The following is a 19,695-nucleotide window of genomic DNA, read 5'->3' as shown; positions in this document are numbered from 1 at the left end:
AGCTGTCCACTGCAGGCCGCGGTATGCGCCTACCACTCGCAGGGCAGCTCCGCACGCACGAGAGTGGGCCCGCCCACGGGGCTGTGCAAGACGAGCACGCCGTCGATGGTGGCCGCCCGGTCGGCCAGCCCCGACAGGCCGCCGCCCGGGCAGACGACGGCCCCGCCGATGCCGTCGTCCCAGACGTCCACGACCACGCCTCGATGGTCCCTGAGCACCGTCACCGACGCCTCGGTGGCGCCGGAGTGCTTGGCCATGTTGGTCAGGCTCTCGGCCACGATGAAGTACGCGATGCTCTCGACCGCTGCGGGCGGCCGCTCCCGCAGCTCGACGGAGACGTCCACGCGGATGGGCGCCCGCGCGGCCAGCCCCGACAGCGCCGCGTCCAGGCCGCGGTCGCTCAGGATGGCCGGGTGGATCCCCCTGGCCAGGTTGCGCAGCTCGGCGATGGCGGCCTTGGTGCCCGCGTGGGCCTGCGCGATGAGCATCCTGGCCTCCTCGGGCTCGCTGTCGAACTTCGACTGCGCCCGTCCCAGGTCCACCGCCACCGACAGCAGCCGCTGCTGCGCGCCGTCGTGCAGGTCGCGCTCGATCCGGCGCCGCTCCGCCTCGGCCGCGTCGATCCCCCTGGCCCTGCTGGCTCTCAGCCGCTCCTCCTGGCTGCCGCCGAGCAGCACCGTCGCCAGAGTCCCGTGCAGCCAGGCCATCCCGCGTACGAGGTACACCGCGAGCACGAACACCAGCATCCCGAAGACCATGGCGACGACGGCTCCCGGCCAGCTGTCGATGGTCAGCTCCGTGTAGACGTCCGCCACCGCCCACAGCGCCATCAGGAGGGGCTGGATGATCAGCACCACCGCCGTGAACCACAGCACGACCGACACGGCGGTCTCGACCAGACCGAGCGGGAGCAGCATCAGCAGGTAACCCAGGTCCTGCCAGGTGGCCGCGTCCCCCAGCAGCCAGCGGAGATGCGCGCCCAGCCCGCGTTCGGGCCTGGCCCGGTACGGGTCGGCGATCTTCACGCCGAACGCCACGTACATCAGCCGCCTCTCCAGCATCGCCCCGCCGCGCCACATCAGAACCGTGGCCATCATCAGCGGCACGCCGACCCAGACGACGGTGAGCGTGAGCGACGTGGGCACGGCGACGGACAGCGCGACGAACCAGCCGATCCCGGTCACTCCCGTGATCAGCAGGTACGGCGCCGCCCGCCACGTCATGGGGTCCACCACGACCCCCAGCGGCCCCTTGGCCCCGAACGGCACCCGATCCTTCAACGCGGCTGATCGCATGCCTTCAGCCTGCACGCGCGAGAGGCCGCCGTGAATCCGGATGGCAACCGGCGTAGGGGTAGGGCTACCCCCACCTACCGGGCCGGCGCGCGAAAGGGGCGGCACGGGGCCGAACCCCATGCCGCCCCTCTCAGGGAGCCGCTAGTCGCGGTCGTTGCTCACCGTGGTCTTCTGGACCTGCAGGAGGAACTCCGCGTTGGACTTGGTCTCCTTCATCTTCTCCAGGAGCAGCTCGAGCGCCTGCTGCATGTCGAGCGCGTGCAGCACCCGGCGCAGCTTCCAGACGATCTGGAGCTCGTCCTTGCCCATGAGGATCTCTTCCTTACGCGTGCCGGACGCGTCCACGTCCACCGCGGGGAAGATGCGCTTGTCGGCCAGGGAGCGGTTGAGCTTGAGCTCGGCGTTGCCGGTGCCCTTGAACTCCTCGAAGATGACCTCGTCCATCTTGGACCCGGTCTCGACCAGGGCCGTGGCGAGGATCGTCAGCGAGCCGCCGTTCTCGATGTTGCGGGCGGCGCCGAAGAAGCGCTTGGGCGGGTAGAGCGCCGTGGAGTCGACACCACCCGACAGGATGCGCCCGGACGCCGGGGCCGCCAGGTTGTAGGCGCGGCCGAGGCGGGTGATCGAGTCGAGCAGGACGACCACGTCGTGGCCCAGCTCCACCAGGCGCTTGGCCCGCTCGATGGCGAGCTCGGCGACCGTGGTGTGGTCTTCGGCCGGACGGTCGAAGGTCGAGTGGATGACCTCGCCCTTGACCGACCGCTGCATGTCGGTGACCTCTTCGGGCCGCTCGTCCACGAGCACGACCATCAGGTGGCACTCGGGGTTGTTGCGGGTGATCGCGTTGGCGATGGACTGCAGCACCATCGTCTTACCGGCCTTGGGCGGCGAGACGATGAGGCCGCGCTGGCCCTTGCCGATCGGCGAGACGAGGTCGATGATCCGCGTGGTGAGGATGTTCGGCTCGGTCTCGAGGCGCAGGCGCTCCTGCGGGTAGAGCGGCGTCAGCTTGTTGAAGTCAGGCCGGTTGCGGGCCTGGTCCGGGTCCATGCCGTTGACGGTGTCGAGGCGGACCAGGGCGTTGAACTTCTCGCGCCGCTCGCCGTCGCGGGGCTGCCTGACGGCGCCGGTGATGACGTCGCCCTTGCGCAGGCCGTTGCGGCGGATCTGGGCGAGCGAGACGTAGACGTCGTTGCTGCCCGGCAGGTAGCCGCTGGTCCTGACGAACGCGTAGTTGTCGAGGATGTCGAGGATGCCGGCGATCGGGATGAGCACGTCGTCTTCACCGACGACGGGCTCGCTGCCCTCGAAGCGGTCACGGCCACGGCCGCGGTTGCGCTCCCTGAAGCGGCCCCGGCGACCGCGCCCGCGATCGTCGTCGTCGCTGCCACCGCCGCGCTGGTCGCCGCGCTGGTCGCCGCGCTGGTCGCTCCGGCCCGCGTCGGCGCGCTCGCGCTGCTCGCCGCGGCCACCGTCACGTCCACCGTCACGTCCACCGTCACGGCCGAGGTCACGACCGCTGTCGCGCCCGCCGTCACGGCCGAGGTCACGGCCACTGTCGCGCCCGCCGTCACGGCTGTCACGGCTGTCACGGCTGTCACGGCCGCCGTCGCGGCTGCTCTCGACACGACCGCCCTCACCGCGGTCGCTGCCGGAGCGGTCGCCCCGCTCGCGGCGCTCACCGCGGCTGCGGCGCTCGCGACGGCTCTCGCCGCGCTCGGCGCGCGTGTCGCTCTGACCGCTCTCCACGGCCTGGGCCTGCGGCTCCGCGACCGGCTCGGCCGGCGCGGCGGCCGCGACGGGCTCGGGGGCCACGGCGACGGGCTCCGCCGGCTGCGCGACGGGCTGGGCCGCGGGCTCCTCGGTGGTCTTGGCGCGGGAACGTTCCCTGCGCGTACGGGTGGGCCGCTCAGCGGCCGGGGCGGCGTCAGCCGCGGCGGCGGCGGGCGCCTCGGTGGCCGCGGCGGGAGCCGGAGCCGCCTCGCCGGAGCCGCCACCCTGCTTCTCCTGGATGGCCGCGATCAGCTGGCTCTTCCGCATGCGCCCGGTCCCGCTGATGCCCAGCTCCGCTGCCATCTTCTGCAGCTCGGGCAGCACCTTGGCGGACAGGCCGGTGCCGGAGCGACGCGCACGGGTGGCCTTCGCCGGTGCGCGGGTGGGGGTGTCGCCGGACGCCGGCTCTGCGCCTGATGCGTCGGAGAGGAGTTCGGTGGTGTCGCTCAACTAAAAGGTCCTTCCCAGGGGTCGGGCGCCGGTTTCGTTCTGCCGGGCGTCCCGGAGGTGCTTGCGATCCGGCGGGACAGACCGGGTCGGGGTGCACGCTGTGATCTTCGGCTGTCGCTGTGGACGGCCGCCACTCTTGGGGAGAGGCTCGTCCAAGCCGCCACAGGGCCGTGGCGCGTGGCTGACACCCCCCAGATTGCTGTCGCCAACCAGATGTCGATGTGATCGAACGCGCAGGTCCCCGTCGTCGCCGCCTCGTTTCGAGCCAACCGGGTGTGGGCCAACCGGAGGCAACGGAGTCCGGGGAGACAGCCGCGCTGCTCACGCCTCGCGACGTGAAACATGATGCAGCGATGTGTGGCTGACAAGCACGCACCCACCAAGGGGGCATCTGGTGCGGCTACCAGCCTAACATCACCAGCGCACACGGCTATTCCCTGAAGGTCTAAAGAGGCATCAGCGTGTCTCGGGGAACTGAACGTTCGCACCAACCGGGTCGACGTCCATTTGCTGGATGTGCCAGTCATTACCCACTTCTGGCGCGATCAAATCCTGCGTATCCGATGTCGAAAACGCAAGGACCGTGGGACCCGCTCCCGAAACGACGGCGGGCACGCCCACTGCACGGAGACGTTCTACCAGATTCGCGGTGTCCTGCATCGCAGGCGCGCGGTAATGCTGATGGAGTCGATCTTCGGTGGCGGCGAGCAGCAGCTCGGGCTCCGGTTGCCGGGTCAGCGCCGCGATCAGCAGCGCAGCCCTGCCGGCGTTGAACGATGCGTCCTTGTGGGGCACGTCCTTCGGCAGCAGCCCCCGTGCGGTCTCCGTGGCCAGCCGGGTGACAGGAACGACCACGACCGGGCGGATGCGCTCGTCAGGAGCCAGTTTCACCATATGCGGCGCCCCGGAGTGGTCGTACCAGGCCACGGTCAGTCCGCCGGCCAGACAGGGGGCCACGTTGTCGGGATGGCCCTCGATCTCCGTGGCCAGCGCGAAAACGTCGTCGTCCGAAAATCGCCCGCGCTCAGAAAGTTGTTCGCCCTCAGCCAAAGCGCGGGCCGCCAGGATGCCCGCGCAAAGAGCGGCCGACGAGGATCCCAGCCCGCGCGCGTGCGGAATCCTGTTACGGCAGTGCAGGCGGATCCCGCTGGGTTGCGTGATCCCCATGCGGTCGAAGGTGGCCCGCATCGCCTTGACGACCAGGTGACCTTCTCCGAGATCCAGCTCACCCGCGCCCTCGCCCTCGACGGTGACGCGAACCCCGGCCTCGTCGGTGAGCGCGGCCTCGACGTCGTCGTACAGGCTCAGCGCCAGCCCGAGCGCGTCGAACCCGGGACCCAGGTTCGCCGAGGTGGCGGGCACGCGAATCTCAACGGTCCGCACATGAACTCCCTGTCAGGCGAGGTTGAGCGCCGCCGCGGCGGCGTGGACGTCGATGGGGATGACGACGGGCGCGGGCGCGCCCGAGATCGCCCAGTCGGGGTCCTTCAGCCCGTTGCCGGTGACCGTGCAGACGATGCGCCGGCCCGGGTCGACGAGCCCCTGCGCGTGGGCCTGGAGAAGCCCCGCGACGCTGGCGGCCGAGGCCAGCTCCACGAACACGCCCTCCTCCTGCGCCAGCAGCTTGTACGCCGCCGCGATCTGCCGGTCGGTCACCGCCTGGATGACGCCGTCCGACTCGTCGCGCGCCGCCGTGGCCAGCGACCAGGAGGCCGGGTTGCCGATGCGGATGGCGGTGGCGATCGTGTGCGGATGGGACACGGGAGCGCCCTGGACGATCGGCGCCGCCCCGCTGGCCTGGAAGCCGAACATGCGTGGCCGCTTGGTCGACACCCCGTCGGCCGCGTACTCCTGGTAGCCCATCCAGTACGCCGAGATGTTGCCCGCGTTGCCCACCGGGATGCAGTGGATGTCCGGGGCGTCACCCAGCGTGTCGACGATCTCGAACGCCGCCGTCTTCTGGCCCTGCAGCCGGAACGGGTTGACCGAGTTGACCAGCGCGATCGGGTAGCTGGACGACAGCTTGCGGGTCATCTCGAGACAGTCGTCGAACGACCCCTCGACCTGCAGCAGCGTGGCGCCGTGCACGAGCGCCTGGGCCAGCTTGCCCATGGCGATCTTCCCCCGTGGCACCAGCACGGCGCAGGTCAGCCCGGCGCGTACGGCGTAAGCCGCCGCCGACGCCGAGGTGTTGCCGGTGGAGGCGCAGATGACCGCCTTGGCCCCCTCCTCGACCGCCTTGCTGATGGCCATGGTCATGCCGCGGTCCTTGAAGCTGCCCGTCGGGTTGGCTCCCTCGACCTTCAGGTAGACCTCGCACCCCGTCAGCGCCGACAGACGGTTCGCGGGGACCAGCGGCGTGCCACCCTCGAGCAGCGTGATGACAGGCGTCTTCGGAGTGACAGGAAGACGCTCGCGGTATTCCTCGATGAGGCCACGCCACGACCTGCTCATGATGACTCCCTACCTGCGGTGTTGGGCACAGAGTGTACGGGGTGCGGCAGGCCGCCGCGGATCCGCGTCCACCGGCCGGACACATCCATTGGACAGGGGCACTATTCAGGAAATTCTCAGCATCTCCCGATAAGGTCTCGGGCCAGGGGGTCACCACCATGGACGCGCGTCCTGCTTTGACGCAGAACGACTATTCGCCGATCGCGGCGCCGGAGCTCGGCACCTGGTCACCCGCCCTTTCCGTGAGCGTGGTGATACCCGCTCACGGCGGGCAGGACCGGCTCGACCTGACACTCGCGGCGCTGGCGGCGCAGACGTACCCGGACCATCTCATGGAGGTCCTCGTCGTCGACGACGGCAGCGAGCCTCCCATCCTGCTGCCCGAGATCCGGCCCGCCAACACCCGCGTCGTACGGGTGCGCGACGGCTGGGGCATCTCCAACGCCGTCAACACCGGCGCCAAGGCCGCCGACGGCGAGATCATCCAGCGTCTCGACGCCGACATGGTGGCCTGCCGCGAGCACATCGAGGCCCTGGCCCGCTGGCACCACGTGACGGACTATCTCGTCACGATCGGGATGAAGAAGTTCGTGGACGCGCCGCCGGTCACGCCGCGCCAGGTCTTCAGGGCGGGGCACCTGGGAGAGCTGTTCGACCTGGCCGGGGCCGTGTCCAGCTCCACCGAGGCGACGATCGCCAAGACCGACGGGCTGCGCAAGAGCCGCAACCCGTACCACGTGTGCACGGGGCCGACCTTCGCCCTGCCCCGGGAGGTCTTCCACGCAGTGGGCGGTCTCGACCCGAACGTGGCGCGGGGCGAGGACACCGAGTTCTCCTACCGGCTGGCCATGCACGGCGTGGTGTTCGTCCCTGACATGGACGCGCAGGCCGTGCACCTGGGGCTGCCCGCGCAGCACCGCGACAGGGAACGCGCCGTGCGGGCCGTGGAGCCGTACCTGGCGCACCGGATCCCGCTGCGCAGGGACCTGCGCAAGGACCGGGGGCGGCGGTGGCTGGTGCCGTACGTGGAGATCGTGCTCGACGTCACGGACACCTCCGAGTCGGTGGTGCGGCAGGCGGTGGCGGCGGCGCTGGACGGCAAGCTGCAGGACGTGGTGGTGACGCTGGTGGGGCCGTGGTCGCGGCTGAACTCCGGGCGCCGGTCCGTCCTGTCGGACCCGTGCTTCGAGCTGCGGCTGATGCGTGACCTGTTCGCGCACGACGATCGCATCCGCCTGATCGACGAGGCCGCCCCAACGCCCGCGCCCACGCCGTTCCGCTACCGGGGGCCGGTCGACGTGCCGCTGCACCGGGCGACGCTGGAGCGCATGATCGAGTCGGTGCAGAAGGACCTCACCGGCGTGCTGATCGTCGACCTGCCCGACGGGCGCACGGCCAGGCTGGAGCGCACCTCCGCCCTCGGGCGCGCCGTCCTGCTCGCCAACCCGGGGACCGCCGACGTGGACGACCTCATCGCCACCACCCACGGGGTACGCCACGAGCCGCCGGACCGCTACTGGCCCGTGCCGGCTCCCGCGCGACCCGAACCGGTCACCATCCCCGCCCCGACTTCGGCCGCCGCCCCGGTGACCGTCTCGGTGCCGCCGGAGAACACGCCGGAGAACACGCTGCTGCGCCGCCTCAAGTCCGCCCTCCGCCCCAGCTGACCCCCGGGCACGCGAAGGGGCGGGCGGGTCAGCCGCGCAGGCGTTTGCGCAAGGCGCGTTTCATGGTCGTCGACACCAGGACCCGCAGGCTCTGCTGGGCGCGGCCGGCCGCGGCCAGCTGGCGGCGCAGCGTGCCGACCTCGCGCCGCAGCTCCACGGTCGACTTGCGCCAGCGCCCCGCCTCGTCCCGCCACTTGGCCACCTGCGCCCGCAGCCGCTCCGCCTCCTTGGCCAGCCGGGCCGTCTCGGCCTGCGCCTCCAGGCGCGCCCGGTACGCCCCCCGCCGCCCGAGGATCGCCCCCGGCTCGGTCGTGAAGCCGTACGTCTCCGCCTCCACCCAGGTGACGCCCGACACCGAGTCCACCGCGTCGTCCAGGTCCTCCCCCGGCGTCACCACGATGCGGGCCCGGGCGAAGGCTGACGCGCGTTCCAGGCGGGCCGCGAGGACCCCCTGGGACGACTCGCGGAGCAGCACGTTCACCAGGCCGAGCCCCTCGTCGCGGGCCAGGTCGAGCAGGCGGGCGAGCGAGTCCTCGCCGGGGACCCAGCCGGACGGCAGGCGCAGCACGAAGGGCACGGCGGGGTCGACGGAGTCCGTGGCGGACAGGCGTACCCGGCCTTCGTGGCGATAGTGGCCCTGGACCAGCACCAGGTCGAGGTCGGGATCCTGCAGGGGGGAGCGACGGTCGCGGTCGAGGGTGTCCCAGGGCCCGAGGACGAGCACGGACAGGTCGGGTAACGTGCCGGCGAGCAGCGCGTCCACCGTCGCGCGCACCGAGTCGTAGCCCGCCGTGCCGTCCACCACCACGGTGACGTACGGCACCTTCCACTGCCGCCCGGGATGCCCGCGCAGCCACCGGTAGGCCGGGATGCGGTCGGCCACGAACGCGTGGCTCACCCGGTCGATCGGCTGTTTGCCGCGCATCCGCATGGTGGGCCCGAGGTGGTAGGCGCGGGCCGACGGCTCCGGCACGAAGACGGCGCCCGCCTGGCCGAGCCGGTAACCCATCTCGGTGTCCTGGCCCAGGATCAGCTCGTCGTCCATGGGTCCGGCGGCCTCGATCAGCCGGGCGTTGACCGAGGTCGCGCCCCCTACGTGCAAGCTGAACGGGCGCTGGGGGTTGTCGGTGAGGCCGTCGGTGCGCTCGACGAGATCGACGATCCAGGCGTGCGGCTCCGCGGGTTCGAAGTGCCTCTCCAGGTCGTCGGGGAGCTCGCGGGGCACCTCGGCGTCGGTGAAGCGGATGTAGCCGGTGACGACCAGGTAGGGGGCGGCGTGGTGCCAGCGCATGTGGGCCGCGATCGCGCCCGGGGTGAGCACCACGTCGGAGTCGAGCCAGTGGATCACGTCGCCGGTCGCCTCGGCCAGCCCGGCGTTGCGGGCGCTGGCCCGGCCCGGCTCCGCGCAGACGATCAGGCGCGTCCGCTCCGGGCGGACGGCGGGCAGGCGCAGCGGGGGCGCGCTGCCGTTGTCGACGACGATGACCTCGGTCAGCTCCGCCGGGTACGTCTGCCCGGCCAGCCCGGCGAGCACCAGGTCGAGCTTGTCCTGCCCGCCGTAGGCCGGGATGACCACGCTGACCGTGAGCTCCGGGGTGAGGTCTTCCTGGAGGGGTTCGAGGGTCCGGTAGTCGTTGCCGCGCACCCTGGCCGCACCGGTGACATCGGTGGTCATGCGGCTTCCATCAGCAGGCTCGGGCGGAAGCCGCGCCACTGGTTGGCGGCCACCTTGAGGAAGTGGGCGAGGGGCAGCTGCCAGGTGTGCTCGTCGCCGAGCCCCCGGCGCAGGACATAGCCCAGCCCGTGGGTACGGTAGACACGCGCTCCAGCCTTTTGCGCTGCTTTGAGAAACTCGAGATCAACCGCCCGCGATAGCCTAGGAAATCCCCCAATTTCTTGAAATTTCGCCCGGGAAATCAAGATCGTCCCTCCGGCCACATGATCGGCCCACACCTCGCTCGGATACGCCGCCCCACTCGCGAAAGTCGTCCGCCGCACCGTGGCCCGCAGCGGCTCCAGGTAGAAGAACTCGGCCGTCGTCCCCACCACGTCGGCCCCCGAGTACGCCAGCGCCATGAGCAGATCCCCCAGGTGGCGCGGCCCGTACCAGTCGTCGTCATCCCATTTCACCAGGTAGTCGCCGCGCGCCAGGGCCGCCAACCGGTTGAGCACCTCTCCGAACGGAACGTCCTGAGAGACCTCGATCCATTTCACGGGCAGCGAACACGACTCGACCGCCTCCCGCACCTCCTCGAAGCCCACGCCGTGCAGCCCGAGCAGCACCTCGACCTCGACGTCCCGCTGCCGGCCCATCTGGGCCAGCGCCGTCCCCACCATCCCCGGCCGCTTGCTCGACATCACAATGCTCACCGAAGGGCTCACCGAAGGGCTCACCGAAGGGCTGACCGAGGGCCTGGAGACGCGGTGCCCCAGGCGGCGCAGGCGTACGCTGTGCTCCTCCCGCCGCAGGTCGGCCAGCGAACGCGCGGTCCCGTCGGCCGCGTGGCCGAGCCAGCCGCGGTCGGTGAGCAGCGCGGCGAGGTCGCCGGGCACCCACGGCGCGGCGCGGCCGGCGGTCAGCGGGACCCCGGCGGCGGCCAGCCGCAGCAATCCCTCCAAGGGCACCTCGGCGGCGGGCCACTCGATCTCCAGACCGCGCAGCGGGCGCAGCGCGGGCACATCGGGGCGCTGGCCCTCCACCGCCCAGCCGTCGTGCGTCCAGTGCAGGCGGGCCAGCCCCTTCTCCGGCGTACGAGCGAAGCCACAAGGGGTGATGGACATGGGCCTCCTTGGGACTTGGTCGGCGCCTACCTTACGCCCGTTTTACTCACTGGTAGACGCAGCCTCCACATTCGGCAGGCCCTACGCCGCAGGTGGAGTGGAGGTGATTCTCAGTTTTCCTCCAGGAAGGTGTGGCACGGTAGGTGCCTGTTGTTTATTAAGGTGTCAATAATCCCGTGATGTCCTCGACGCCTCTGATGTTCCAAACGAAAGGTATGCGCGGATGCTCTCGCCCCGCCGACTGGCAGCGACCGCCGCACTCCTCGCAGCTCTCACCGCCGGCGTGCTCGCCCTGCTCCTCCTCGCCGGCCTGATCACTTTCGGCGCGGCAGCGGTCACGGTGGCCTTCCTGGTCACCCTGGCGGCCCTCGCCTTCCTCGTGCTCACCGTGCGCCGCCTCGACGGCAAGGCGCACCGCATCGATCTGCGGATCAAGAAGTACGAGGCCGAGCTGGCGAGGACCACGACCGCACTCAAGAACATCGAGACGAGGCTGGACCTGCTGGTGCAGGCCGTCGAGGACTCCGCCGGACGGCGGGCCGACGACCTCGGCGCCATCCTGGCCTCGCTCGGGGAGGACCGGGTCAACGCCATGGCGCGGGCGCGAGAGGTGGAGGAGCTGCGCGCGGAGGTTCGCGCGCTGGCCAGGGACTCCGTATGACGCGGGTCAGGCACAACGACTACGGGGCGCTGCGGCCGCCGGCGGTGGGGGCGTGGGAGCCCACGCTGCGGGTCTCCGTGGTCATCCCGGCCTACGACTGCGCGGAGGCGCTGGAGCGCACGGTCCCGGCGCTGGCGCGGCAGACGTACCCGGCCGAGCTGGTCGAGGTCGTGGTCGCGGACGACGGCAGCGAGCCGCCGCTGGAGGTGGCGGGCGCGCGGGTCGTACGCGTGGCCGACGGGTGGGGACGCGGCGCGGCCCGGCAGGCCGGGCAGCTCGCGGCCACCGGGGACGTGATCCACTGGCTCGACTCCGACATGCTCCTCGCGGACGACCACATCGAGGCTCATATGCGCTGGCACCACCTGATCGACCACGCGGTGGTGATCGGGGACGTCCGGTTCGTCGAGGAGCCGGGCGAGGAGGGCGTCCAGTCCGAGTACACGAGGAAGACCTTGGAGTCGACCCGGTGGCTCAGGGACGCGGGCGCCAGCGCGTACCTGCTGCACACGGGCGCGTCCACGTCCGTACGGGCCGAGCTGCTGCGCGCGGCGGGCGGCGTGGACACCTCCCTGAACATGGCGGAGGACACCGAGCTCGGATACCGGCTGGCGCAGGCGGGGGCGGTGTTCGTCCCCGACGCGCAGGCCAGGGCCTGGCACGTCGGCGCCTCCACCGTGATGCTGCGGGAGAAGGAGGTGCACCGGCACAACTGGTCCTTCCTGGGCGATCTCATCCCCGATCTGCGCTGGCTGCGCAGCCATCCCCGGCGTCACTGGCGGGTGCCGTACGTCCAGGTCGTCGTGACGGCGACCACCTACGAGCAGACGCGGGCGAGCGTGGACTCGGCCCTCGCGGGCACCCTCGCCGACGCGGCCGTCACCCTCGTCGGCCCCTGGGCCAAGCTGACCGGCGAACGCCGCTCCAGCCTCGACGACCCCCTCCTCGACCTGCGCCTGCTGCACAATCTCTACGCGCACGAGCCCCGGGTCATGTTCGCGGAGAGCGTACCCGCCTCCGCCGCGCCCGCCCCCTTCCTGCTCCGCGTTCCCACCGGGTGGACGCTGGGCGCCGACACGCTTTCCAGGCTGGTGAGCCACGCGGACGGCGACCTGCTCGGCCTGGTCAGCGTCGCGCTGTCGGAGGACGCCTCCGGGGTCGCGGCCGCCCGCCTGGAGCGCACGGCCGCCTTCTCCCGCGCCGCGCTCCACGAGGGCCGGGCCGACGACCTGGTGGACGAGATGTTCGGGTCGGAGTGGGTCAGCGGGGGCGAGTACGGGTTCGCGCCGGCGGAGGAGGCCGAGCCGCTGGCCGGCGAGCCCGCGAAATGGCGGGCGCTGGCCGGGGAGCGGCAGCGGGAGGTCAAGGAGCTGCGGACTGAGGTGGAGCGGCTCGCGGCCGAGGTCGAACGGCTGTCCGCCGACCCGCCCGCCGACGAGGCCGCGGGACGGGGCGGGCTGAGCTCGCTGATCAGGCACCTGCGGAGCGCCGGATGATCCGTCAACTGCTGGCGGAGCTGCCCGGAGCGCGGGTCTTCTTCGCCGGGATCGACGACGTCGCCCCCCTCTACGCCACACCCGCCGGGGTGGGCGCGACCGCCCGCCGGCGCTCCTCGGGAACGTCCTGCGAGGCCCGGCAGGTCGTGGACCTCGATCGGGACCTGCTGGAGCCGCCCCACGAGGCCGAGCAGGTGGGCGAGGTCCTCGTGCTCGCCAGGACACCGGCCGACCTGCGAAGGATCGCGACGCTGCACAAGCTGCTGCCACAGGCCGAGCGGGTGGTCGTGGCCGTGCTCGACACGCCCGCCGCCCACCCCGCGCCGGTCCCCACCCCCACCCCCGCGCACCGGTGGCGGTCCTTGACGGATCTGCGGGTCTACCAGCCCAAAAACCGGGTCTGGGTGGTCGACGCCCGGTTCTCCTCCGTCACGCCCGCGGGCCGTACCGTGACCGCGACGGCGCGGGCGTTCGCGGGCCACCGCCTCGACGTGATCGCGGCCCCGGCGGCGGCGATCGCGGGCGTCGGGGCGGCCGACTGGCGCCCCGGCGACCCCAACGCGACCCCCGCCGAGGTGACAGGCCCGGTGCCCGAACGGGTCGGCGCGCCGGGCAGCGACGTGGTCCTGCGCACCCTCGGCCACCCGTCGATGGAAAGTGCGAGCGCCATTCAGGACGCCGTGGCATCGGCCGATGACGACGCCGAAACCGTGGAGTGGGCAGGGGACCAGACGCCCATCGAGCGGCCGACGTTGCGGGCGGTGACCTGGGAGCACCTCGGACGGCCGGGCATGGCCGACTCCCCGCTGGCCGATCCCGACGTGCTGGGCGAGCCCTCCATGGTCCCGCCCGTGGACGAACGCCTCGTGAACCCCCAGGGTTTCGTCACCACCCCCTCCCGCGGCCTGGCCTCCCTGGTGGAGCGGGACGGCCGGTGGTCGGTGGTGCTGGACGACAAGGTCGTGACGTCGTTCGCCGAGTCCGGCGGGGTCACCGACGCCGACGTGGCCAGGCTCCGGCAGATCCGCGGCGTCGACGTGGACTGGCGGCACGCGCACAGCGGTCCCCTGGCCGCCGTACGGGTGCTGACCGGCCTGGCCGCCGCCGGGGTGCCGCTGCGCGCGCAGGCCGTGCCGCGCTGGGCGGGCGCGCTCGGCGAGGAGATCGTCGAGCTCGTCGAGCACTGCCCGGACCTCTCGGACGACCTCCGGCGCGAGGAGCACAGCATCCGCCTGCGCCGCGCCGCGCTCCGTACGCACGGCGTCGCCGCGAGGTGGGAGCAGCTCGGCGCGCCCGCCCCCGCGCCCCCGCTCACCTCGGTCCTGCTGGCCACGCGCCGCACCGACATGGTGTCGTTCGCGCTCGACCAGGTCGCCCGCCAGCGCGGCGCCGAGCTCGAGGTGATCCTCGCGCTGCACGGCGTCCCGAAGGGCCACCCGGACGTGGCCAAGGCGATCGAGGCGTTCGAGGGCCAGCTGACCGTGTTCGAGGCGGATCGCCAGGACGTGTTCGGCGAGGTGCTGAACCACGCGGCCGCCATGGCCTCGGGTTCGTTCCTGCTGAAGATGGACGACGACGACTGGTACGGCCCCGACTTCCTGTCCGACCTGCTGCTGGCGCACTCGTACTCGGGCGCCCAGGTGGTGGGCACGGTGCCGGAGTTCGTGTACCTGACCTCCATCGACGTCACCGTGCACCGCAGGCAGGTCACCGAGCAGATCACCAGCTTCGTCGCCGGCGGGACGATCCTGGTGGAGCGCTCGGCCTTCCAGGCGGTGGGCGGGTTCCGGCCGTTGCGGCGCTCGGTGGACACCCAGTTCCAGGAGGCCCTGCAGGCGGCCGGGGGCCAGATCTACCGTACGCACGGGCTCGGCTACATCCTGCGCAGGGGCCCGGCGGCCAACCACACCTGGCAGGAGCCGATCGGGACGTTCCTGCAGCGCAACAGACAGCAGTGGCGCGGCTTCCGCCCGAACGCCCTCATGGCCCTGGACGGGAGCCCTCTCCCATGACCGGCGTCCCCCGCATCCGCCGCAACGACTTCGGCGTCCTCGCGCCGCCCGCTCTGGGCGCCTGGGATCCCACGCTCACCGTCACCGTCGTCATCCCGGCCCACGACCGCCAGGAGACGCTGGACCTCACGCTGGCGGCCCTGTCCGCCCAGAGCTACCCCGAGCACCTGCTCGACGTCATCGTGGTGGACGACGGCAGCGCCACCCCGATCCACCTCCCGGAGCTCGTCCCGGCCAGGACCAAGCTGATCTCCAGCCCGCCGGGCGGCTGGGGCCGGGCGTGGGCGGTTCAGGCGGGTCTGGACACGGCGACCGGCGAGGTCGTCCTCGTCCTGGACGCCGACATGGTCCCGCACCGGCGCCACGTGGAGGCCCAGCTGCGCTGGCACCACCTGGCCCCGTACGTGGTGGTGCTGGGCTGGATCGACTTCACCGCCGCGACCGACCTCCCGACGCAGGAGCGGGTACGCCAGGCGCTGGAGTCGGACGAGGAGGGCGAGCTCTTCCCGCTGTCACCGCACCGCCACGACTGGGCCGAGCAGATCATCCAGGACCACGACGGCCTGCGCACCGCCCCCAGCTCCCTGGCCACCCGCATCCACGTGGGGGCCACGGCGTCGTACCCGGCCGAGCTCCTGCGCTCGATCGGCGGTCTGGACACGTCCCTGGTGCTGGCCGAGGACACCGAGCTGGGCTACCGGCTCACCCAGGCGGGCGTGGTGTTCGTCCCGGACCCGGAGTCCCGCGCCTGGCACGTCGGGCTGCCGACGGCGATGCGCGACTTCGCGGCGCTCAAGCGCTACAACGACCCTTTCGTCGCCGACCGGGTCCCCTACCGCCGCTATCTCCGCACGGATCCGGGCCGCCAGTGGCTGGTGCCGTACGTGGACGCGACGGTGCCGGCGGGCCCGTACGAGGACGTGCGGGCGACGGTGGACGGCCTCCTGGCCGGCACGATCCCGGACGTCAGGGTCACCGTCCCCGGCCCCTGGGAGTCCCTGACCGCCGGACGCCGCTCCCCGCTCGCCGACCCGCACCTCGACCTCCGCCTCATCCAGGCCAACTTCGCCGGCGACCCCCGCGTCCACCTGACCAGCCCCCTGGAGGGGACGGCCCCGTTCCGGCTCTCGGTGCCGCCCGGCTGGGTCCCGTCGGAGGACACGGTGGAACGCCTGGTGGACCACATGGAGCAGTACGACCTGGGCGCCCTCTGCCTGGCCCTGGACGAGACGGCGCACGGCGTCACGATGGCCAGGCTGGACCGCACGGCCGCCGAGTCGAGAGCCGCCCTGGTGGCCGCCCCTGACGACGAGTGGGACGACCTGATCGACGCCCTCTTCGGCCTGGAGTGGCTGGACGGGGAGAGCTGGGGATTCAAGCGCCGCCCCGCCGTCTACCCGCCGCGCAAGAGGCCCGTCCCGGAGCTCGACCGGCTCAGCGCCGAGCACGAGAAGAAGATCGCCCTCTACCGCAAGCGCACCGCCGCCCTCCGCGCGGAGCTCGCGCAACTGCGGCGGGAGACGGGCAAGAACGCCAGGGACGCGGCGCGCTGGCGAGAGAAGGCCGAGGCCTGGCGCAGGGAGGCGGTCCGCCTCGCCCGCGCCCAGAACCGCACGGTGCTCAAGCGAGCCGTCCGCAAGGTCCGCGCCCTGGCCTTCCCCGACGACTCCCCCGCGCGCGAAGGCTAGTCGTCGCCCTCCACGCGCATGACGCCGGCGACGGCGCGGACGATGTCCAGCTCGCGCAGCCCCTCCATGGTCGCCGACAGCGCGGCGTCCGTGGCGCGGTGGGTGACGATGACGAGCTGGGCGTCGTCGCCGTGCCCCTCCTGGCGCACCGTCTGGATCGACACGTCGTGCTTGGCGAACAGCTCCGCCACCCGCGCCAGCACGCCCGGCTTGTCGGCCACGTCGAGCGCCACGTGGCAGCGCGTGACCGTGTCGCCCATGGGATGGGCCACCAGGTCCGCGTACGTCGACTCCTCCGGCCCGCGCGTGCCCGCCAGGCGGTTGCGGGCGACGGCCACCAGGTCGCCGAGGACCGCGGAGGCCGTCGGCGCCCCGCCCGCCCCCTTGCCGTAGAACATCAGTTGCCCCGCCGACTCCGCCTCCACGAAGACCGCGTTGTACGCCTCCCGCACCCCGGCCAGCGGATGCGAGCGCGGGATCATCGCGGGGTGCACCCGCACCCCGAACGAGCGGCCGTCGTCGGAGCGGGCGCAGATGGCCAGCAGCTTGATGACGTAGCCCATGGCCTTGGCCGAGGCCACGTCGGTGGCGGTGATCTCGGTGATGCCCTCGCGGTGCACCTCGGCGGCCGTCACGCGGCTGTGGAAGGCGAGCCCGGCCAGGATGGCGGCCTTGGCGGCGGCGTCGAAGCCCTCGACGTCGGCCGTCGGGTCGGCCTCCGCGTAGCCGAGCGTCTGGGCCTCCTCCAGGGCGTCGGTGAAGGACGCGCCCGTGGTGTCCATCTTGTCGAGGATGTAGTTGGTGGTGCCGTTGACGATGCCGAGCACGCGCTTGACGTGGTCGCCCGCCAGCGACTCGCGCAGGGGACGCAGCAGCGGGATGGCGCCGGCCACGCTGGCCTCGAAGTAGAGGTCGCCGTTGCCCTGCCTGGCGGCCTCGTGCAGGGTGCCGCCGTCCTCGGCCAGCAGCGCCTTGTTGGCGGTGACCACGGACTTGCCCTTGGACAGGGCCGCGACGATCAGCGCGCGGGCGGGCTCGATGCCGCCGATGACCTCGATGACGATGTCGACGTCGTCGCGCGTGACCAGCGCCTCGGCGTCGGTGGTGAGCAGCGAGGGGTCCACCTCGACGTCGCGCTTGCGGCCGAGCCGGCGTACGGCGACCCCGGCCAGCTCCAGCGGGGCGCCGATGCGCGCGGCCAGGTCGGCGGCCTGCTCGTGCATGAGCCTGATGACCTGCGAGCCGACGACGCCACAGCCCAGCAGCGCCACTTTCAGCGGTTTCACAGCTGCCCCCTCAACAGGTCGTCCTCGGTCTCGCCCTGCACGATCACGCGCGACTTGCCGCCGGAGACGGCGACCACGGCGGGCTTGGGCAGGTAGTTGTAGTTGCTGGCCAGCGACCGGCAGTAGGCGCCGGTGGCCGCCACCGCGATCAGGTCGCCGGGGGCGAGGTCCGCGGGCAGGTGGAAGTCGCGCACGATGATGTCGCCGCTCTCGCAGTGCTTGCCGACCAGGCGGCTGAGCATGGGCTCGGCGGTGCTCTCGCGGCTGACCAGCGCCGCGGTGTATTCGGCGCCGTAGAGGGCGGTGCGCACGTTGTCGCTCATGCCGCCGTCGATGCTCACGTACGTGCGCAGGCCCTCGACGTCCTTGACGGTGCCGACCGAGTAGAGGGTGATGCCGCCGGGCCCGACGATGGTGCGCCCCGGCTCCACGGTCAGCCTGGGCACGGGCAGGCCCGCGTCCGTGCACACCTTGGTGACGATCTCGCGCAGCCCGTCGGCCAGCTCCTTGATGTCGGGCGCCTCGTCGCCCTCGACGTAGGCGATGCCGTAGCCGCCGCCCAGGTCGAGCTCGGGCAGCACGACGCCGTGCTCTTCCTTGATCTGCACGAGCAGCGCGGTCAGGCGCCTGGCCGCCACCTCGAACCCGGCCGTGTCGACGATCTGGGAGCCGATGTGCGAGTGGAGCCCGACGAGCTCGAGCTGCGGCAGGGCGAGGATCCGGCGTACGGCCTCCGCGGCCGCCCCGGTGTTGAGCGACAGCCCGAACTTCTGGTCGTCGTGCGCCGTCGCGATGAACTCGTGCGTGTGCGCCTCGACCCCGGTGGTCACCCGGATCATCACCTTGGGCCGCTTGCCCAGCTGCTGGGCGAGGTGGCCGAGCCGGGCGATCTCCTCGTACGAGTCGACCACGACGTGGCCGACCCCGACCTCCAGCGCCCTGGTCAGCTCGGAGACGGACTTGTTGTTGCCGTGCATGGTGATGCGCTCGGGCGGGAACCCGACGCTGAGCGCCACCGCCAGCTCGCCGCCGCTGGCCACGTCGAGCCCGAGGCCCTCGTCGTCGAGCCAGCGGACGATCTCCTTGCACAGGAACGCCTTGCCCGCGTAGTGGACCTCGGAGCCGGCGAAGGCCGTGGCGTAGTCGCGCATGCGCGAGCGCACGTCGTCCTCGTCGAGGACGTAGAGCGGCGTGCCGTGCTCGCGAGCCAGCTCGCGCACGTCGACGCCGCCGACAGTGAGCGTGCCATCGGTCCGGGTCGACGTTCGCGGCCAGATCGCTGGGTTGATCCGGTTGAGGTCGGCGGGCGCCAGCGGAGGGCGCTCGTGGGGCAGCATCTCGGCGTGCCGGTCCCCGGCGGGATGGACGAATCGACTCACCTGATCGAGGCTATCGGAACCGCAACTAAGCCATGACCCTCTGCCCACGTATCGAGACGCGATCAAGCCCCAGAAGGGATATTTTTACGATTTTTCGCCGTTTGGCCGAATATTTTGCGACCCGCTACATCCGTTCCGGCCCAGGAAGCACACCAGTCACAGTCTCGGCCAGCCGCACCCGCGCCGTGTGCACCGGCCCCGGCGCCTCGTCGCCGACCGGGACGGCGGGCGCGTGCTCATGCGCGTCGTGATAGGCCAGAGCCAGCCGCACGAGGTACGTCTCCCACCCCGGCTCCCTGCTGACCTTCCGGCCGGGCAGCTCGGCCAGCACCCGCAGCACCCGCCGGTCGTACGGGCCGTCGAGCAGCTCCCCCCTGAACCCCTCCGACGGCACCCCCAGCTCCCGCGCCCACCTGAGCACCGCGCGGGCCCGGGCGTGCCCGTACCGCACCACGAACCCGGGGTTGTCCCAGGTCCGCGGGAAGTCCGGCCACGGGGGCTCCGGGATGTCGAGCGGCTCGACGCCCGCCAGCAGTTCCCCCGGCTCGCCGACGACGATCCGCAGGAACCCGTCCCGCCGGACTTCCACCAGGGACACCCCGTCCAGCTCCCGCGCCCGCCCGGCGAGCGACTCGGCGGGGACCTTCCGGCGCAGCGCCGCGGCGGAGAGGTAGACGGCCTCCCCCTCCCACGTCCCCTCGGGCACCGGCGGCTCCCCCAGCACCTGGGCCAGTTCCGCGGGTGTCATGGTCG

14 protein-coding genes are annotated in these 19,695 nt (G+C 72.1%); 5 read left to right on the top strand and 9 right to left on the bottom strand.

The window, feature by feature from the left end; genetic code table 11:
* Positions 1 to 29 precede the first annotated feature (29 nt).
* The 4 genes from AB0J87_RS05745 to thrC all read right to left on the bottom strand — a co-directional run bounded on the left by AB0J87_RS05745 (position 30) and on the right by thrC (position 5,972).
* Positions 30 to 1,295 carry a sensor domain-containing protein gene (locus tag AB0J87_RS05745; protein ID WP_363962788.1) on the bottom strand — a complete coding sequence of 422 codons (1,266 nt, stop codon included), beginning with the start codon at positions 1,293 to 1,295 and terminating at the stop codon, positions 30 to 32.
* Positions 1,296 to 1,436: 141 nt separating this feature from the next.
* Positions 1,437 to 3,518: a transcription termination factor Rho gene (gene rho, locus AB0J87_RS05740; RefSeq protein WP_363962787.1), complete on the bottom strand. Its 2,082-nt coding sequence runs from the start codon at positions 3,516 to 3,518 to the stop codon at positions 1,437 to 1,439.
* A gap of 456 nt (positions 3,519 to 3,974) precedes the next feature.
* A complete protein-coding gene (thrB, locus tag AB0J87_RS05735; RefSeq protein WP_363962786.1) occupies positions 3,975 to 4,901 on the bottom strand; it encodes a homoserine kinase in 927 nt (308 codons plus the stop codon).
* A 12-nt stretch (positions 4,902 to 4,913) separates the two neighbouring features.
* Positions 4,914 to 5,972 (bottom strand): threonine synthase, encoded by a 1,059-nt coding sequence (thrC, locus tag AB0J87_RS05730; RefSeq protein WP_363962785.1) that lies wholly within the window; start codon positions 5,970 to 5,972, stop codon positions 4,914 to 4,916.
* A 158-nt stretch (positions 5,973 to 6,130) separates the two neighbouring features.
* On the opposite strand from thrC, the gene AB0J87_RS05725 reads away from it, so the two are divergent.
* The gene (locus AB0J87_RS05725) at positions 6,131 to 7,639 is read left to right on the top strand and encodes a glycosyltransferase (RefSeq protein WP_363962784.1); all 1,509 of its coding nucleotides are present in this window, start codon (positions 6,131 to 6,133) and stop codon (positions 7,637 to 7,639) included.
* Between the two features lie 28 nt (positions 7,640 to 7,667).
* Here the strand turns inward: AB0J87_RS05725 and AB0J87_RS05720 are convergent, their stop codons facing one another.
* Both AB0J87_RS05720 and AB0J87_RS05715 read right to left on the bottom strand, forming a co-directional pair.
* Positions 7,668 to 9,314, bottom strand: a complete 1,647-nt coding sequence (locus AB0J87_RS05720) for a glycosyltransferase (protein ID WP_363962783.1) — start codon at positions 9,312 to 9,314, stop codon at positions 7,668 to 7,670.
* Positions 9,311 to 10,420, bottom strand: coding sequence for a glycosyltransferase (locus tag AB0J87_RS05715; RefSeq protein WP_363962782.1), 1,110 nt, complete (start codon positions 10,418 to 10,420; stop codon positions 9,311 to 9,313). Before AB0J87_RS05715 ends, AB0J87_RS05720 begins: the two co-directional genes overlap by 4 nt.
* Positions 10,421 to 10,643: 223 nt before the next feature.
* Between AB0J87_RS05715 and AB0J87_RS05710 the strand changes: the two genes are divergently transcribed.
* From AB0J87_RS05710 to AB0J87_RS05695, 4 genes are read left to right on the top strand one after another with little or no spacing between them, the layout of a single operon-like run.
* Positions 10,644 to 11,081, top strand: a complete 438-nt coding sequence (locus AB0J87_RS05710; RefSeq protein ID WP_363962781.1) for a hypothetical protein — start codon at positions 10,644 to 10,646, stop codon at positions 11,079 to 11,081.
* Entirely contained in the window at positions 11,078 to 12,577 is a 1,500-nt protein-coding gene (locus AB0J87_RS05705; protein WP_363962780.1) for a glycosyltransferase family 2 protein, read from the top strand. Before AB0J87_RS05710 ends, AB0J87_RS05705 begins: the two co-directional genes overlap by 4 nt.
* Complete coding sequence (locus AB0J87_RS05700; RefSeq protein WP_363962779.1) at positions 12,574 to 14,589, top strand: glycosyltransferase; 2,016 nt, start codon at positions 12,574 to 12,576, stop codon at positions 14,587 to 14,589. Before AB0J87_RS05705 ends, AB0J87_RS05700 begins: the two co-directional genes overlap by 4 nt.
* Positions 14,586 to 16,277, top strand: coding sequence for a glycosyltransferase (locus AB0J87_RS05695; RefSeq protein WP_363962778.1), 1,692 nt, complete (start codon positions 14,586 to 14,588; stop codon positions 16,275 to 16,277). Before AB0J87_RS05700 ends, AB0J87_RS05695 begins: the two co-directional genes overlap by 4 nt.
* Here the strand turns inward: AB0J87_RS05695 and AB0J87_RS05690 are convergent.
* The 3 genes from AB0J87_RS05690 to AB0J87_RS05680 form a co-directional block, all read right to left on the bottom strand.
* Entirely contained in the window at positions 16,274 to 17,563 is a 1,290-nt protein-coding gene (locus AB0J87_RS05690; RefSeq protein ID WP_363962777.1) for a homoserine dehydrogenase, read from the bottom strand. The two genes, AB0J87_RS05695 and AB0J87_RS05690, sit on opposite strands and share 4 nt — an antisense overlap.
* Entirely contained in the window at positions 17,560 to 18,942 is a 1,383-nt protein-coding gene (lysA, locus tag AB0J87_RS05685; RefSeq protein WP_350729989.1) for a diaminopimelate decarboxylase, read from the bottom strand. Before lysA ends, AB0J87_RS05690 begins: the two co-directional genes overlap by 4 nt.
* Before the next feature lie 124 nt (positions 18,943 to 19,066).
* Complete coding sequence (locus AB0J87_RS05680) at positions 19,067 to 19,690, bottom strand: anticodon-binding protein (protein WP_363962776.1); 624 nt, start codon at positions 19,688 to 19,690, stop codon at positions 19,067 to 19,069.
* Between the last annotated feature and the right edge of the window lie 5 nt (positions 19,691 to 19,695).

Origin of the sequence: Nonomuraea sp. NPDC049625, from assembly GCF_040675285.1 — a bacterium.
GTDB lineage: Bacteria > Actinomycetota > Actinomycetes > Streptosporangiales > Streptosporangiaceae > Nonomuraea > Nonomuraea angiospora_A.
The sequence above is the reverse complement of the archived record's forward strand: the minus strand, read 5'-3'. Positions and strand labels throughout refer to the sequence as shown.